This is a genomic window from Curtobacterium sp. MCBD17_030 (genome assembly GCF_003224255.1).
Taxonomy (GTDB): Bacteria; Actinomycetota; Actinomycetes; order Actinomycetales; family Microbacteriaceae; genus Curtobacterium.
On sequence record NZ_QKLI01000002.1, the window covers coordinates 23,539 to 38,725 of the forward strand.

18 protein-coding genes are annotated in these 15,187 nt (G+C 72.9%); 8 read left to right on the forward strand and 10 right to left on the reverse strand.

Features of this window, described 5'->3' with window-relative positions:
• The first annotated feature begins 29 nt into the window (after positions 1-29).
• Genes DEI89_RS02830 through DEI89_RS02840 form a run of 3 tightly spaced genes read left to right on the forward strand, consistent with a single transcriptional unit; the run spans position 30 to position 3,435 of the window.
• Positions 30-1,310 (forward strand): alanine--glyoxylate aminotransferase family protein, encoded by a 1,281-nt coding sequence (locus DEI89_RS02830; RefSeq protein WP_110902539.1) that lies wholly within the window; start codon positions 30-32, stop codon positions 1,308-1,310.
• Positions 1,307-2,611: an allantoate amidohydrolase gene (locus DEI89_RS02835; protein ID WP_110902540.1), complete on the forward strand. Its 1,305-nt coding sequence runs from the start codon at positions 1,307-1,309 to the stop codon at positions 2,609-2,611. The genes DEI89_RS02830 and DEI89_RS02835 overlap by 4 nt, the downstream gene beginning before the upstream one ends.
• Complete coding sequence (locus tag DEI89_RS02840) at positions 2,608-3,435, forward strand: MurR/RpiR family transcriptional regulator (RefSeq protein ID WP_110902541.1); 828 nt, start codon at positions 2,608-2,610, stop codon at positions 3,433-3,435. Before DEI89_RS02835 ends, DEI89_RS02840 begins: the two co-directional genes overlap by 4 nt.
• Here the strand turns inward: DEI89_RS02840 and DEI89_RS02845 are convergent.
• The gene (locus tag DEI89_RS02845; RefSeq protein WP_110902542.1) at positions 3,402-3,917 is read right to left on the reverse strand and encodes an SRPBCC family protein; all 516 of its coding nucleotides are present in this window, start codon (positions 3,915-3,917) and stop codon (positions 3,402-3,404) included. The two genes, DEI89_RS02840 and DEI89_RS02845, sit on opposite strands and share 34 nt — an antisense overlap.
• Positions 3,918-3,953: 36 nt before the next feature.
• Between DEI89_RS02845 and DEI89_RS02850 the strand changes: the two genes are divergently transcribed.
• The 4 genes from DEI89_RS02850 to epsC all read left to right on the forward strand — a co-directional run bounded on the left by DEI89_RS02850 (position 3,954) and on the right by epsC (position 7,807).
• Entirely contained in the window at positions 3,954-5,042 is a 1,089-nt protein-coding gene (locus tag DEI89_RS02850; RefSeq protein WP_110902543.1) for a YeiH family protein, read from the forward strand.
• Positions 5,043-5,095: 53 nt separating this feature from the next.
• Positions 5,096-6,133 (forward strand): dipeptidase, encoded by a 1,038-nt coding sequence (locus DEI89_RS02855; RefSeq protein WP_110902544.1) that lies wholly within the window; start codon positions 5,096-5,098, stop codon positions 6,131-6,133.
• A gap of 154 nt (positions 6,134-6,287) precedes the next feature.
• Positions 6,288-7,226 (forward strand): cysteine synthase A, encoded by a 939-nt coding sequence (gene cysK / locus DEI89_RS02860; RefSeq protein WP_110902545.1) that lies wholly within the window; start codon positions 6,288-6,290, stop codon positions 7,224-7,226.
• Positions 7,223-7,807, forward strand: coding sequence for a serine O-acetyltransferase EpsC (gene epsC, locus DEI89_RS02865; RefSeq protein ID WP_258368671.1), 585 nt, complete (start codon positions 7,223-7,225; stop codon positions 7,805-7,807). The genes cysK and epsC overlap by 4 nt, the downstream gene beginning before the upstream one ends.
• A 34-nt stretch (positions 7,808-7,841) precedes the next feature.
• Here epsC and DEI89_RS02870 read toward each other — a convergent pair whose 3' ends face one another.
• Entirely contained in the window at positions 7,842-8,141 is a 300-nt protein-coding gene (locus DEI89_RS02870; protein ID WP_220033243.1) for an excalibur calcium-binding domain-containing protein, read from the reverse strand.
• Positions 8,142-8,259: 118 nt separating this feature from the next.
• Between DEI89_RS02870 and DEI89_RS02875 the strand changes: the two genes are divergently transcribed.
• Positions 8,260-8,643: an MmcQ/YjbR family DNA-binding protein gene (locus tag DEI89_RS02875; RefSeq protein ID WP_110902547.1), complete on the forward strand. Its 384-nt coding sequence runs from the start codon at positions 8,260-8,262 to the stop codon at positions 8,641-8,643.
• A gap of 59 nt (positions 8,644-8,702) precedes the next feature.
• Here DEI89_RS02875 and DEI89_RS02880 read toward each other — a convergent pair whose 3' ends face one another.
• From DEI89_RS02880 to DEI89_RS02915, 8 genes are all read right to left on the reverse strand, one after another.
• Complete coding sequence (locus DEI89_RS02880; RefSeq protein WP_110902548.1) at positions 8,703-9,338, reverse strand: MOSC domain-containing protein; 636 nt, start codon at positions 9,336-9,338, stop codon at positions 8,703-8,705.
• A 152-nt stretch (positions 9,339-9,490) separates the two neighbouring features.
• Positions 9,491-10,375, reverse strand: a complete 885-nt coding sequence (locus DEI89_RS17550) for a phospholipase (protein WP_181421467.1) — start codon at positions 10,373-10,375, stop codon at positions 9,491-9,493.
• A gap of 363 nt (positions 10,376-10,738) precedes the next feature.
• On the reverse strand, positions 10,739-11,194 hold the full coding sequence (locus DEI89_RS02890; RefSeq protein ID WP_110902753.1) for a MarR family winged helix-turn-helix transcriptional regulator: 456 nt from the start codon (positions 11,192-11,194) through the stop codon (positions 10,739-10,741).
• Positions 11,195-11,381: 187 nt separating this feature from the next.
• Positions 11,382-12,032, reverse strand: a complete 651-nt coding sequence (locus tag DEI89_RS02895) for a GntR family transcriptional regulator (RefSeq protein WP_110902549.1) — start codon at positions 12,030-12,032, stop codon at positions 11,382-11,384.
• A 112-nt stretch (positions 12,033-12,144) separates the two neighbouring features.
• Complete coding sequence (locus tag DEI89_RS02900) at positions 12,145-12,582, reverse strand: DUF1810 domain-containing protein (protein WP_110902550.1); 438 nt, start codon at positions 12,580-12,582, stop codon at positions 12,145-12,147.
• Positions 12,579-13,406 carry a DUF2071 domain-containing protein gene (locus DEI89_RS02905; protein ID WP_110902551.1) on the reverse strand — a complete coding sequence of 276 codons (828 nt, stop codon included), beginning with the start codon at positions 13,404-13,406 and terminating at the stop codon, positions 12,579-12,581. The genes DEI89_RS02900 and DEI89_RS02905 overlap by 4 nt, the downstream gene beginning before the upstream one ends.
• A complete protein-coding gene (locus DEI89_RS02910; protein ID WP_110902552.1) occupies positions 13,403-13,804 on the reverse strand; it encodes a hypothetical protein in 402 nt (133 codons plus the stop codon). The genes DEI89_RS02905 and DEI89_RS02910 overlap by 4 nt, the downstream gene beginning before the upstream one ends.
• A gap of 65 nt (positions 13,805-13,869) precedes the next feature.
• Positions 13,870-15,171, reverse strand: a complete 1,302-nt coding sequence (locus DEI89_RS02915) for a phosphopantothenate--cysteine ligase family flavoprotein (RefSeq protein ID WP_110902754.1) — start codon at positions 15,169-15,171, stop codon at positions 13,870-13,872.
• Between the last annotated feature and the right edge of the window lie 16 nt (positions 15,172-15,187).

A 15,187-nucleotide genomic window follows, 5' to 3' on the forward strand; every position in this document is an offset into this window, starting at 1 on the left:
CTCTCAACCTTGGAACGGAAGGATCAACCATGCACCCCGTGAACCCGCCCGCACGTCTCCTGATGGGCCCCGGCCCGATCGACGCCGACCCCCGCGTCCTCCGCGCACTCTCGACCCCGCTGGTCGGGCAGTACGACCCGTGGATGACCGAGACGATGAACCAGACGCAGGAGCTCTACCGCCGGGTGTTCGGCACCGCGAACGAGGCCACCGTCCTCGTCGACGGCACCTCCCGCGCCGGCATCGAAGCCTCCCTCGTCTCACTGCTCGCCCCCGGCGACAGCGTCCTGGTGCCGGTGTTCGGCCGGTTCGGGCACCTCCTCGCCGAGATCGCCGGACGTGCCGGAGCGACGGTGCACACGATCGAGACCGAGTGGGGCCAGGTGTTCCCGACCTCGGTGATCGAGGACGCGATCATCCGGGTGCGACCGAAGCTCCTGGCCGTCGTGCAGGGCGACACCTCGACGACGATGAACCAGCCGCTCGACGAACTCGGTGCGATCTGCGAACGGCACGGCGTGTTGTTCTACACGGACGTCACCGCCTCCGTCGGTGGGAACCCGCTCGAGGTGGATGCCTGGGGCATCGACGCCGTCAGCGCCGGACTGCAGAAGTGCCTCGGTGGCCCCTCCGGCAGTGCACCGCTGTCGCTCTCACCGCGAGCGGTCGCGGTGCTCGACGGGCGTCGGAGCGTCGAGGCCGGCATCCGCGAGCCCGGTGACGAGGTGTCCGACCACCCGATCCAGTCGAACTACCTCGACCTCGCGATGATCATCGACTATTGGGGGCCGCGACGCCTCAACCACCACACCGAAGCGGCGTCGATGCTCTACGCGGCGAACGAGTGCGCCCGGATCCTGCTCGAGGAAGGCCGCGACGCCGTGGTCGAACGGCACGCCCGCGCCGGCCGCGCGATGCTCGAGGGTGTCCGAGGCCTCGGCCTCACGGTGTTCGGGGACGTCGGCCACAAGATGCACAACGTCGTCGCGGTGGAGATCCCCGACGAGGTCCAGGGGGACGCGGTCCGCTCCGCGATGCTCGAGGACCACGGCATCGAGATCGGCACGTCGTTCGGCCCGCTGCACGGACGGGTGTGGCGCATCGGGACGATGGGCTACAACGCACGGAAGGACGCCGTCGTGACGACCCTGGCCGCCCTCGAGCAGTCCCTCCGTCGCGGCGGGAAGTCCGTGCCGCAGGGCGGTGGCGTCGACGCGGCGCTCGACGTCTACGCCGGTCGCGGTGCGGGACCCGACGCCGACCTCGACGCTGAACTCGACGCCGAGTTGGACGACGGGGTACGGGCGTGAGCGCGGCCGTCCAGGTCCCCGTCGCCAGCGCTCCGGCTCGCGCTGCCGCCGACCGGATCGTGGCCCGCTGCGACGAACTCGCCGTGATCAGCGAGACCGCGGGGCACATCACCCGGGTGTACCTGTCGCCCGAACACGCCCGCGCGAACGCCGTCGTCGGCACCTGGATGCAGGACGCCGGGCTCGACACCTGGCAGGATGCCGCCGGCAACCTCCACGGGCGGACCGGTCGAGCCGAGCCGCACGTACCCGTCCTGCTGCTCGGGTCGCACCTGGACACGGTGGTCGACGCCGGCCGGTACGACGGGGTCGTCGGTGTCCTCATGGCGATCGAGGTCGCCGCGCGCCTGCAGCAGGCTCGTGCCGAGCTGCCGTTCGCGCTCGAGGTCATCGCGTTCTCCGACGAGGAGGGCACCCGGTTCGGCAAGGCCCTGCTCGGGTCCTCCGCGGTCGCCGGGGTGTGGGACGACTCGTGGTGGGACCTCCGTGACGGTGAGGGCATGACCCTCCGTGCCGCCTTCGAGTCGTTCGGGCTGGACCCGGCCCAGGTCGGGCAGGCTGCGGTCGACCCCGGCTCGCTCGTCGGGTACCTCGAAGCGCACATCGAGCAGGGGCCGTACCTCGAGCACGCCGACCAGGCACTCGGCGTCGTCACCAGCATCGCGAGCGCTCGCCGGTTCACCGTGCGGGCGGTCGGCGAAGCGCGTCACGCCGGCGGCACCCCGTACGAGCGACGCCACGACGCCCTGCTCGCCGCTGCCGAGGCGGCCCTGGCGGTCGAGCGGATCTGTCGAACGGAGCAGCACATCGGCACCGTCGGCACGATGGCCGTCGAACCCGGGGCGGTCAACGTCGTGCCCGGCCTCGCGACGTTCGCGGTCGACCTCCGCGGCGAGTTCGACGACGGACGTGACCGTGTCTGGGACGAGATCGCCGAGGCGTTCCGTGAGATCGGTGCGCGGCGCGGCGTGGACGTCACGCCGACCGAGGTGCACCGGGCACCGGCGGTCTTCTGCGCCCCGCACCTGATGCACGCCGTCCGTGCGGGCATCGTCAGCACCGGCGAGCCGGAACCGCTCGAGCTGTTCTCACGCGCGGGGCACGACGCGATGTCCCTCGGCCTGGTCACCGACGTCGCGATGCTGTTCCTGCGGAACCCGGACGGCATCAGTCACCACCCGGACGAGTTCGTCTCCGCCGCCGACGTCGCGCTCGGACTCGACGCGCTCGTCGGAGCGGTCGAGCACCTCGCCCGGACGAGCGACACGCACCCACACGTGACGACGGGGGTGGAGGCATGAGCGTCCCCGACGTCCGCGGACGCATCGACTCGGTCTGGGAGCGCCTCTCACCGGCCGAGCGCCGGGTCGCCGCGATGATCCGCCACGACCCCGAGCTCCTGCTGGTCGGCACCTCGGCGCAGTTGGCCGCCGAGTCCGGCACCTCGAAGGCGACGGTCTCGCGTCTCGTGCGGTCGCTGGGGTTCCAGGACGCCGCCGAGGTCCGCCAGAACCTCATGTCAGCGCGGGGGACCGGCCTGCCCTGGGCGGCGGAGGACGCCGCCCACGTCGACCAGCGTGCGGTGGAGGCGCGGAACCTCGATGCGGCCTTCGCTTCCCTCGCCCGAGCCGACCGTCCACGCCTCTCCCGACGGATCGTCCGCGCACGGCGGGTCCTGGTCTTCGGCGAGCGCGGCGCGTACCCGATCGCGCTGCAGCTCCGTGCGCAGCTCGCGCAGGTCCGTCCCGACGTCCGCGTCGGGCCGGCACCGGGGCAGCGCCTCGGGGAGGAGGTCGCCGACCTCGACCGCCGCGACCTCGTGGTCATCGTCACGGTCCGGCGGCACGCCGCGGGGGTCGACCGTCTCGTCCGACACTGCGTCGGGACCGGGGCGGACGTCGTCGTCATCGGGGACCCGACAGCCGCCGTCATCGCGGCGCCCGCGACCACCGCGGTGCTCTGCCCGGTCGACTCGCCCTCCGCGTTCGACTCGTTGGCGGCGCTGTTCGCGGTCGTCGCGGCGATCACGAACGACGTGTACGAGGCCTCCGGCCCCTCCGGTCGGACCCGGGTGGAAGCGGTGGCGAACGCCTACGACACGCTCGGTGAACTCGCCGGCTCCTGATCGACGTCACCCGGACCTTCGACGGTGGCAGCCGCGCGGAGCTCGGCGGCGAGCGACCGGTTCCGCTCTCGGATCAACCGCACCAGGTACCGCCGCAACACCAGCCCCTCGGCGATCCGCCCGAGCACGCCGCACGGTGCCCGGAACGTGATCTCGTCCACCATGCGGGTCCCGGTGGGCGTCGCCTCGAACCGGTGCCGGTGTCGGAACCGGGCGAACGGCCCGCGCACCTGTTCGTCGACGAACGTGTGGGGAGCCTCCAGCGCGGTGATTCCGTTCGTCATCCGCCAGACGACCCCGAAGTGGCGGGCACGCCAGGTCACGCTCTCACCGATCCCGATCAGCCCGTCAGTGCGTCCGGCGACGGCCTGCTCACCGGTCGCGGCCATCGACCGCAGGTGCGCGCCGATGTCCAGGGACAGCGCGAACGCCTGCTCGGGCGGCACGGGCAGGTCGGTCACGATCTGGAAAGCAGCGCTCACCCCTCGATCCTGGCGCACGGGCGGCAGGATGGTCACGTGACCGATGCCGCCCTGACCCCGCTCGACCGTGCCGGGAGGCTCGTCCCCGGCCTCGCGCTCGCCACCGGCATCGCCGTGGTCGCGACCGTGATCGGGCGGTTCCTACCGGTCGTCGGAGCGCCGGTCAGCGGGGTGGTGATCGGCGCGGTCCTCGGGACAGTACGGCGTCCCGGTCAGGTGTTCCGGCCGGGGATCACGACCGCGAGCAAGACCGTGCTGCAGTCCGCGGTCGTCCTGCTCGGCGCGCAGCTGTCGCTCGTGCAGGTCGCCCGGGTCGGGGTGCAGTCGCTGCCGGTGATGCTCGGCACCCTCGTCGTCTGCCTGGTCGCAGCGTGGGGGATCGGTCGGGCGCTCGGTGTCGTCGGCAACCTCCGGACCCTGATCGGCGTCGGGACGGGGATCTGCGGGGCGTCGGCGATCGCTGCCGTCACCCCGGTGATCGGCGCGGTGTCGATCGAGGTCGCGTACGCGGTGTCGACGATCTTCCTGTTCAACGTGGCCGCGGTCGTCGTCTTCCCCGTGGTCGGGCACGCCCTGGGCATGAGCCAGCACGCGTTCGGGCTGTTCGCGGGGACGGCGGTGAACGACACCTCCTCGGTCGTCGCCGCAGCGAGCACCTACGGCTCGGGGGCGGCGGACTTCGCGGTCGTCGTGAAACTCGTCCGGACGCTGATGATCATCCCGGTGGTCCTCGGCCTCGCGTGGCTCGTCGGACGCCGGGCCGAGCGGTCGGCGACGACAGCGGGGGACGTGGCGCTGGACGGGACCGGGATCGACCCCGCCGTCGCACCCGCTCGACCGAGGTGGTCACCGCGCCGCGTGTTCCGTCTCGTGCCGTGGTTCCTCATCGGCTTCGTGCTGGTGGCCGCCGTGAACTCCACCGGGGTGATCCCGGGGCCTGCGCACCCGGCGATCGCCACGATCGCCGCGTTCCTCATCACCGTCGCCCTGAGCGCGATCGGCCTGTCCACCGACATCGCCGGGTTCCGCCGCGCCGGGTTCCGGCCGCTGGTCCTCGGCGGGTCGCTCTGGATCGTGGTGTCGCTGTCGAGCCTCGGCCTGCAGGCCCTCACCGGCAGCATCTGACGCCGACAGCCGGCAGACCCCGCCCGGCAGACCCCGCCCGGTACGGTCGGGGGATGGACCTCGACGCCCTCCCCTTCCCCGTCATCGACGGACACAACGACCTGCCGTGGGAGCGTCGCGAGACGCACGGGTCCGGCGTCGAGGGGATCGATTCCGAGACCGACTCGCTGCACACCGACCTGCCGAAGCTCCGTGCCGGTGGGGTCGTCGGCCAGTTCTGGTCGGTGTTCGTCCCGGTCGAGGAGCCCGACCCGGTCCGGACGACGCTGCAGCAGATCGACCTCGCCCATCGCATGATCGAGCGCTACCCGGACGACCTGGCGCTCGCGCGGACCGCCGCCGAGGTGCGGGCGGCGATCGCCTCAGGCCGGATCGCCTCGCTGCTCGGCGCCGAGGGCGGGCACTCGATCGGTGACGACCTGGCCGTCCTCCGCGACTTCGCACGGCTCGGCGTCCGGTACATGACGCTGACGCACAACGACGACACCCCGTGGGCCGACTCGGCCACCGGTGCCCGGGCGCACGGAGGCCTGACCGACCGCGGGCGCGACGTCGTCGCCGAGATGGAACGGATCGGCATGCTCGTCGACCTGTCCCACACCGCACCCACCACCATGCGGGACACCCTCGACGTGGCCACCCGGCCGGTCGTGTTCAGCCACTCGTCGACGGTGGCGATCGACGACCACCCCCGGAACGTGCCGGACGACGTGCTCGCGCGCTTGGCCGACAACAGCGGCGTGGTGATGCTCACCTTCGTGCCGAAGTTCGTCTCCCGGGTCTGGGCCGACTGGGAAGAGGCCGGCGCCGCCGGCGAACCGCCCCTCGTCACGGTCTCCGACGTCGCGGACCACGTCGAGCACGCCCGCAGCGTCGCGGGTGCGGCACACATCGGCCTCGGCGGGGACTACGACGGCACGCCGGTGCTGCCGTCGGACCTGCGCGACGTCTCGCGGTACCCGGTGCTCGCCGAGGAGCTCCGCCGCCGCGGCTGGGGCGACGGCGATCTGCGGGCGCTGGCGGGCGGCAACGTGCTCCGCGTGCTCGAGGCCACCGACGGCCGGTTCGCACGCACCGCCCACGTCCGCTGATCTGCGGCGCTCGGAGCACCCCCGAACTGGTGCCCCGTCGTCGCGCACCCACGACGTCACACCAGGGATGCGCCCCGGACCGGCTCGCTAAGATCAGGCCGCACACCGAGCCTCCTGGGATGGAGGCCCTGGGACCGACGTGAGGACGCAACGCATGACCGGCACCATCTACGACAACATCTCCCAGGCCTTCGGCAACACCCCGCTCGTGCGGCTGAACCGACTGCCCCAGGAGGGCGGGGCCGAGGTCCTCGCCAAGCTCGAGTTCTACAACCCGGGCGCCAGCGTCAAGGACCGTCTCGGCGTCGCGATCATCGACGCAGCGGAGGAGTCCGGTGACCTGAAGCCCGGCGGCACGATCGTCGAGGGTTCGTCGGGCAACACCGGCATCGCCCTCGCCCTCGTGGGTGCGGCCCGCGGGTACAAGGTCGTCATCACGATGCCCGAGACCATGAGTGTCGAGCGCCGGGCCGTCATGCGTGCGTACGGAGCGGAGATCGTCCTGACCCCGGGCTCCGAGGGCATGAAGGGCGCCGTCGAACGCGCCGGTCAGATCGTCGACGAGACCCCGGGCGCGATCCTCGCCCACCAGTTCGAGACGACCGCGAACGCAGCGATCCACCGTCGGACCACGGCGCAGGAGATCCTCCGCGACACCGAGGAGCACGTCGACGTGTTCGTCGCGGGTGTCGGGACCGGCGGCACCATCACCGGTGTCGGGCAGGTCCTCAAGGAGCGCGTCCCCGGTGTGCAGGTCATCGCCGTCGAACCGGCCGACTCGCCCCTCCTGACCAAGGGCACGGCCGGGCCGCACAAGATCGCCGGCATCGGGGCGAACTTCATCCCCGAGGTCCTCGACCGTTCCGTGATCGACGAGGTCATCGACGTCGAGCTCGACGACGCCCTGCGGGTCGCCCGCGCGCTGGCCACGGAGGAGGGCATCCTCTCCGGCATCTCCTCGGGTGCCATCATCCACGCGGCCCTGCAGGTCGCGGCGCGGCCGGAGAACGCCGGCAAGCGCATCGTCGCGATCGTCTGCGACACGGGGGAGCGCTACCTGTCGACGGTGCTCTTCGAGGGGCTCTCTGCGTGACGACGGCTCAACGCCGCGGCGTGCTGCGGACGGTCCGGGAGGACCTCGCCGCCGCACGCCGCGGTGACCCCGCCGCGCGCGGGGACCTCGAGAACGCGATCGTCTACTCGGGGCTGCACGCGATCTGGGCGTACCGGGTCACGCATCGACTGTGGGTCGCGCAGGGCCTGCCCGGTTCACGGACGGCGGCTCGGATCCTCGCGCAGGTCGCGCGGACCCTCACGGGCATCGAGATCCACCCCGGTGCCCGCATCGGTCGCCGGTTCTTCATCGACCACGGCTTCGGTGTCGTCATCGGCGAGACGGCGGTGGTCGGCGACGACGTCCTCGTGTTCCACGGCGTGACCCTGGGCGGTCGGGGTGGAGGCCCGGGGCCGGGCTCCAAGCGGCACCCGACGGTGGGCGACCGGGTCGTCCTGGGTGCCGGCTCGGCGCTGATCGGCGGCATCACGGTCGGTGACGACGCCGTCATCGGCGCGGGGACCGTCGTCACGAAGGACGTGCCGGCGAACTCCGTCGTGACCGGGATCGCCGGCACCGCACGTCCGCGGTCCGGACACGAGGGCGTCCCGGAGCTCTGAGGCCGAACTCCCGGGCGTCCCGGGGACTGCCGGGTCAGCTCTTCTCGCAGGCGATCCCGTCGGCGTCGCGGTCCATCTTCTTGTTCGCGTTGTAGAGGGCGTCGTCCTTCTTCACGGTGCCCTTGAGTGCGCGGTACGAGGTCTTGCCGCCGGAGGTCACCTTGTTCTGGGTGACGGACTTCTTGGCGATCCCGCCCGAGTACACCTTGTTGACGGCGGTGCAGTTGGCGTAGGCCTTCGGCGCGGCGGAGGCGCTCGTCGCGGTGCCGGCGACACCGCCGACGGTGAGGGCGAGGGCGACGGCAGCGATGCCGAGGGTTCGAGTGGTCGTCACGGGTTCCTCCTGGAGGTGCGTTCGCCGACCGTCGGGTACGTGCGGCACGACGAGGGTACTGCCGATCCTTGAGGGAACTTCACCCCCACAACGAGGCAGGAACGGGCATCCTGGTGCGATGGACGGGACCACCCTGCACACGATCGTCGCGCGGACCGCGATGGCGCTGCCGGCCGTGACCGAGACGCAGCCGTTCGGCGAGGGGACCGACGTCTACAAGGTGGTCGACAAGATGTTCGCGATGAACGCGGAGCTCCGTGGTGTGGCGATCGTGAACCTCAAGTGCGCCCCACCCCACGGTGCCGCGCTGGTGCGGGACCACCCGGAGATCACCCCGGGCTGGCACATGGACAAGCGGCACTGGATCACGCTGTCGCCGGGGGAGGGGATCGACGAGCAGATGGTCGAGGACCTCGTCGCGAACGCCTGGGACCTCGTCGTCGCCGGCCTGCCGCGTGCCCGCCGCCCGTACGACCCGGGCCGTGGCGCCGGACCGGCCTGACGCGCGCGCCGGACCGCCAGGCCGACGCGGAACCCGCCGGGCCAGCGCGGGCCCCGCGGTCAGACGGCTGCGCGCCGGAGGGCGAGCTGGGCCTCCCGGACGACCTTCGGCGCGAGTCCGCCGCCCGAGGCGAGCACCGCCGTGGCCTGCTCCGCCGTGAGTCCGGCGAACATCTGCCCGATCGTGACCCCGTGCTCGGGGCGGTCCAGCACCGTCACCGCGTTGCCCGCGGCGACCGCACCGGAGCGCCGGACCCGGAAGTACGCGCCGGGACGGCCCTCTTCGGCGAAGCGCTTGACCCACTTGTCGACCTGCATCCGGCGCGCGAAGGTGCCGCAGGGGGTCCGCGGGATCGTGACCTCGAGTTCCAGGGTGTCGCCGATGCGCAGGCGCTCCCCGATGACCAGGCCGGTGACGTCGATGCCCGTCGTCCGGAGGTTCTCGCCGAACAGCCCGGGCGGGATCGGTCGGTCCAGCTGTCCGGCGAAGTACGCGGCGTCCTCGTCGGCGTACACGTAGACGGCCTGGTCCTCGCCGCCGTGGTGCTTGCGGTCCGCCTGCACGTCCGCGTACAGCCCGAGCGGGCGGACGCGGACCGGCCCGTCGACCGGGCGTTTGTCGATGGCGGTGATGCCGATCGTGCCGGAGTCGCGGTGCAGCTGTTCGACGCGGCAGACGGCGGTGACGACGGGCATGGGTCCACCCTGCCGTACGGCGGCCCCGCTGTGCACCTGGCAGCTCGACACGCAGGCCGATCTGCGCCGTCAGCAGGAGGAGGGGACCGTGCAACCGCAGCGACGCCGGACGGATCTCGTCGACGCTCGGATCCATCGGCAGCCGGTCCGGCTCAGTACCAGTTGACCGCCTGCGAGTGCGACCACGCACTGCACGGGGTGCCGTAGGAGCCCTCGATGTACTGCAGGCCCCAGGCGACCTGGGTGGCGGCGTTCGTCTGCCAGTCCGCGGCGATCGAGGCCATCTTCGAGCCGGGGAGTGCCTGCGGGATGCCGGTCGCGCCACCGTTCGCGTTGACGGCGCGGTAGTCCCAGCCGGACTCCTTGGTCCACAGGCTGTCGAGGCACTGGAACTGGTCGGATCCCCAGCCGTACTGCGACGACGCCAGCGCGGCGGCTGCCGCCCGCGCGCCGGCGGGGGTGTTCGCCCGAGCCTGGGCCTCGGCGGCTGCTCGCTCCGCCGCGGCACGCTCAGCAGCGGCCTTCGCCGCTGCTGCCGCGTCCGCGGCACGCTTCGCGGCCGCCTCGCGTGCGGCGGCGGCCTGTGCGTCGGCGTGGTCCTGGTCCGCGCTCGCCTGGGCGACGTCCTGCGTGGTGTCGACGGTCGACGCGATCCGTTCGGTCAGCGCCGAGCCGGAGAGCGAGGTGTAGTCGGACAGCGAGGCGATCCGGTGTTCGAGCCGGGAGGTGTCGGTCCCCTCGTTCGCGTCCCGGACGACCGTGCGTGCCGTCGAGATCGTGGCGGCGGCCTGGGCCCGGTCGAGGTCGGTACCGGACAGGTGGGGCGTCGCGGTGGCGCTGGGGACACCGAGCGCCTCGCCGAGTGCGGGCTGCGTGATGGTGAGGGCGCCGCCGGCGATCGCGACGACCGCGGCGCTGCCGGCGATCAGGACGCCGTGCCGACGGAGGGTCCGGCGCATCCGGCGGGACGGGGTGTCGAGGGCTGCGCGGCGGGTGCCGGGGGCCGGGGTGCTCGTGCGGGGAGTGGTTCTCGTCATCGTTTCCGCTTGTCGGCCGGCTCGTGGTGCGGGTCCGTGTGGGCGTCGAGGCGTGGCGTGCGCACGGGTGGTGCGCACGCCGGTCACCGGTGCCCGTCGACCGTCGGGGGGACGGTGAGGGCTCCGGGAGGACAGGAGGGGGGGACCTGCTGTCAGCGGCGTCGTCGCGTGGACCCGCGAGCCGGGGGAGGACCGGACGGTGATGTGGGGCCCGTCCGTTCCGCCTCCGAGCGGGTGACGATCACGTCACTCGCGGGGGCGAAGCGGCAACGATGACCTGCGATCCTGGGTGCCCCGTCCGAGTCCACTCCCAGAACCGTCGCTCCACGGTTCGGTAACGGTTCAGTAACGAGCCGGTGGTGATCAGCGTGTGGGGGTCGCCTGGCTCGTCGGGCTCTGTGCGACCCGCTCGAGGGCGTCGAGTGCCTGCGCGATGGAGTCGACGTCGTCGGGGGACAGCTCGGCGATGAGCCCGGCCACGATGCCGGTGCGCTGCGACCGGGCCGCGTCGACGGCGTCCATGCCCGCCTGGGTCGCGCTCACCATGAAGGCCCGGCCGTCACGCGGGTCCGGGTCCCGGACGATGAACCCGCGCTGTTCGAGCTCGGTGAGGATCCGGGTCATCGTGGGCTTGGTGACGACCTCGATCCGCGACAGGTCGCCGGGGCGGAGGGGACCGTGCTGCACGATCGACGCCAGGGCCGAGACGATGCCGTAGCCGAGCGAGGCCGAGTCGGTGCGTGCGCGCCGGTTGATCCGGCCGACGGCCGCGGCGAGGCGGGCGGCGACCTCGGTGCGGTCCGGGTCGAGGTCGGTCATGGTCGCTCCGCGGGTGTCGTTCGGGTGGTGAGCACGATCGTAGCGGTCGGGGAACACGCGTCGAACGGGGGACACGGCTGCGGTCCCGGCCGGCGGCGCCCGATGCCCGGCACACCGCTCGCCCGCCCCGACCGACGGACGGCGATCGTTTCCTGTACGGACGCTCAGGACATCCCGCGAGTCCGGGTCAGCGCTTCTCGCCCGGGAGTAGGTGGATCGCCTCCGTCGCGAGTTCCGCCGCGACGTTGTCGCCGTCCGCGGTGGCTGCCCGCAGGCGTCGGAAGTCCGCGGTCATCTGGTCCCAGTCGAGGAGCTCGTCCAGGTTCGGCAGGCGCAGTCGGAACGCCAGGCCGTCCATCGTGTCATGGCAGACCCGCCGCAGGTTCTCGTTGCCGCACTCGGCGACGTACAGGGCGAACACCCCGAGGGCGTCGCGGTTCACGGCCGGGACGTCGTGCGCCTCGAGCTCGGTGATGGTCTTGTCGAGCGCTCCGAGGATCCGCTTGCGTGTCGCGGTGCCGAGTCGGGGGACCGCCAGGCGGACGACGCCTCCGAAGAGCACGCCCAGCGTCTGCATGGCCTCGATCACCTCGGCCGGGTCGGGGGTCGTGACCCGCGTGTACCGGTTCGGCGCCATCTCGATGAGTCCGGCGCGCGCGAGCTGGCTCAGTGCCTCGCGGATCGGCGTCCGCGAGACCCCGAGCCAGGCGATGAGCTCGTCGTCGTTCAGGCGTTCCCCGGGCTCGAGCGTGCCGTCCATGATCGCCTCGTGGATCTTCTGACGGACGGTGTCGCGGAGCAGCTTGTGCTCGGTCGGGGCGCTGCTGGGGACCGGCATGGGAGGCCTTCCGGGTTCAGGACGGGTGCCCGCTCACCGTACCTGATGTGGTACCGGACGGTTGCCCGGGCCGAGCGCGCTCGGAGCCCGGTGCCCTCGCAGCCCAGTGCGCTCAGAGCCCGAGCAGGCGGAGCGTCTCCGGGTCCTCGGCCCCGGCGAACCACCGGTCGAGCACGGCGGTGAACGGCGTCGGGTCATCGGCCGCCCGGGCGAAGAGCGTCATCGACGAGCGGGCCTTCACCGCGTCGATCCCGCCGAACAACTCCTCGGCCGAGGTCGCGGGCGCGTCGAGCACCGTCACCGCGACCGTGCGCAGTCGCGGTCCGAGCACCGGGTGCGCCAGGTACGCGCGCGCCTCGGCCAGCCCGGACACCGCGTACCGCTGCGCGGTCGCACTGCGTCCGAGCCCGGCGATCTGCGGCATGACGAACCACATCCAGTGGGAGCGCTTCCGCCCGGCCGCGAGTTCGGCCAGGGCGGTGTCGTGGACACCCCGTTGCGCGGCCACGAACCGGTCGAGACCGTACGGGTCACGTGCTGTGTCGTTCACCGGACCACGTCCCCCCACGCGTACCGGACCGTGGTGCCGTCCACCACGAGGAGCGAGTCGGGCTCGCGGTCGAACAGTCCGGGTAGTCCCACCGCATCGGGGAGGTCACCCTCCAGGCGCTCCAGTCGGGCCGACCGCACCGTGAGGGGCGCGTGCTGTCGCTGCCAGTACAGCGTCTGCGCGAGCAGTCGCGCGTGGATCCCGGCGCGGGTCGTGAGGTCCGCCGCCAGCGCTGAGCGGTCGACCTCACCGGCCACGACGCGGACCGAGGCGGCGTGGCGGGGGCCGGTCGCGCCTCCCGTCCGACGGGCCTGGCGGACCGCGCGGATCGGGTGCCGGACCCGGTCCGGGTGGCGGACCGACCGGTGCCCGAGGGTCTCGCCGCGGCGACGGGAGCGCGCCCAGGCGAACGCGTAGGGGACGCCGAGCAGCGCGTGCGCGGCGACGATCGCGGGCACGTTCGGGGTGTCCACGGTGAGGTAGGCGATGCCGCGTCGGCCGACGTCGTCGACGGTGAGGACCTCGACCGTGACCTCCGTCATCGAGCCGAGGCGGGTCGATGGCGGGAACGGCGGCACCTGCGTCTCGCGGAATACGTACGAGACGAGGCCCACCCAGGCGCTGCCGTCCACGATGTCCGGCCGCGTGCCCCGGGGGACCAGGCGGGCCAGCGTCTCCGGCTCGCACCGCCAGTGCGCGAAGACGACGTCGTCCCAGGCGTGCACCGTCACCGCCCGGTGTCGGAGGGCGACCGTGGCACGGGTGCGTGGATCGGCGTCACCGGCCCCGAGCCCGGCCGGTGGCTCCTGGCCGTCGTCGGTCATCGGCGTGGGGCGTTCCGGGCGACGCGGACCGCCGACGCGACGAGCGGCGCCTGCAGCGGCAGCCGGAGGACCGCGATCAGGCGTGCCGCCCGGGAGGCCCGTGGGTGCTCGAGCAGGTCGCTCGCCATCTTCACGTTGGCGGGGAACACCGCGAGGAAGAGGGCGGCCGCCGCCCAGCCCGCGCGTCGCCGGGTCGCGGGGACGAGGAGACCGGCGGCGATGCCGAGCTCGGCGAGACCCGAGACGAGCGTCGTGGTCCGGGGCGGCAGGGCCTCCGGGACGATCCGGTCGTAACCTCGGGGCCGGAGGAAGTGGGTCACCCCGGCGCTGCCCAGGAGGAGAGCGAGGACCCCGGCGGTCCTCCTGGCACGTCGTGCGCGTTCGGTCCGGCGTCGCATCGCCCCATCGTGCCCGACCGCACACGGTCCACGCCCAGGTCCGGTCCAGGGGAGCGCAGGTGCGCTCAGGTCAGCGCGGTCGCGACCAGGTCGAGCACCGCCGTGGCGACCTCGGCCTTCGTGCCCGAGGTCTCGCGGACGACCGAGCCGCCGGGGACGAGCACCTCGATGGCGTTCTCCTCGCGCTCGAACCCGTGCGACCAGCCGACGTGGTTCACGACGAGCAGGTCGGCGGGCTTCCGGGCGATCTTGGCGCGGCCGAGTTCGAGGCGCGCCTCGCGGTCGGGTTCGGTCTCCGCCGCGAAGCCCACGACGACCTGACCGGCCCGGCGTGCTGCGACGAGTTCGGCGAGGACGTCGGGGTTCTTCACCAGCTCGAGCGTCATCCGGTCGCCCTGCTGCTCCTTCTTGAGCTTCGACTCGAGCACCTCGGCCGGTCGGTAGTCGGCGACCGCTGCGGTCATCACCAGGACGTCCGCCTCGGGTGCTTCGGCGTGCATGGCGGCGGCGAGCTCCTGCGCGGACCCGACCCGGACGATGCGGACCGCCAAGCCCTCGGTGAGGCCGGGGTCGGTGTTCGCGGCGACGAGGGTGACGACGGCACCGCGGCGGGCGGCCTCGGCGGCGAGCGCCAACCCTTGCCGGCCGCTCGACCGGTTGCCGACGAAGCGGACCGGGTCGAGGGGTTCGCGGGTGCCACCGGCGCTGACGACGACACGGACGCCGGCCAGGTCGCCCTGCTCGCCTCGGGCGCCGGTGTGGAGGCCCGGTGTGGCGTCGAGCGATCCGGTGCGGTCCGGCGCTTCGGCGGCCTCGAGCACCGCGAGTGCCGCGACGACGATGTCCTCCGGCTCCGACATCCGACCGATGCCGGCGTCGTCCCCGGTGAGCGCGCCGACGACCGGCCCGACGACGTGCACGCCGCGGGCGCGCAGGGTGGCGAGGTTCGCCCGGGTCGCGGGGTGCTCCCACATCTGCGGGTGCATGGCGGGGGCGACGACGACAGGGGCTCCGGTGGCCAGGAGGGTGGTGCCGAGCAGGTCACCGGCGAGCCCGGCGGCCATCTTGGCAAGGCTGTCGGCGGTGGCGGGGGCGATCACGACGAGGTCGGCGCGACGGCCGAGCGCGACGTGCCGGACCTCGGCGACGTCGTCCCAGACGCTGGTCGAGACGGGGTTGCGGCTGAGGGCCTCCAGGGTGGGCAGGCCGACGAACCGCAGCGCGCCCTCGGTGGGGACGACGTGCACGTCGTGGCCGCGCTTGACCAGGTCGCGGACGACGCCGACGGCCTTGTAGGCGGCGATCCCGCCCGTGATGCCGACGACGACGGTGCGGGGACGGGCGGGCTGCGTGGCTGCGTCGTTCACAGCGCTCACGCTACCC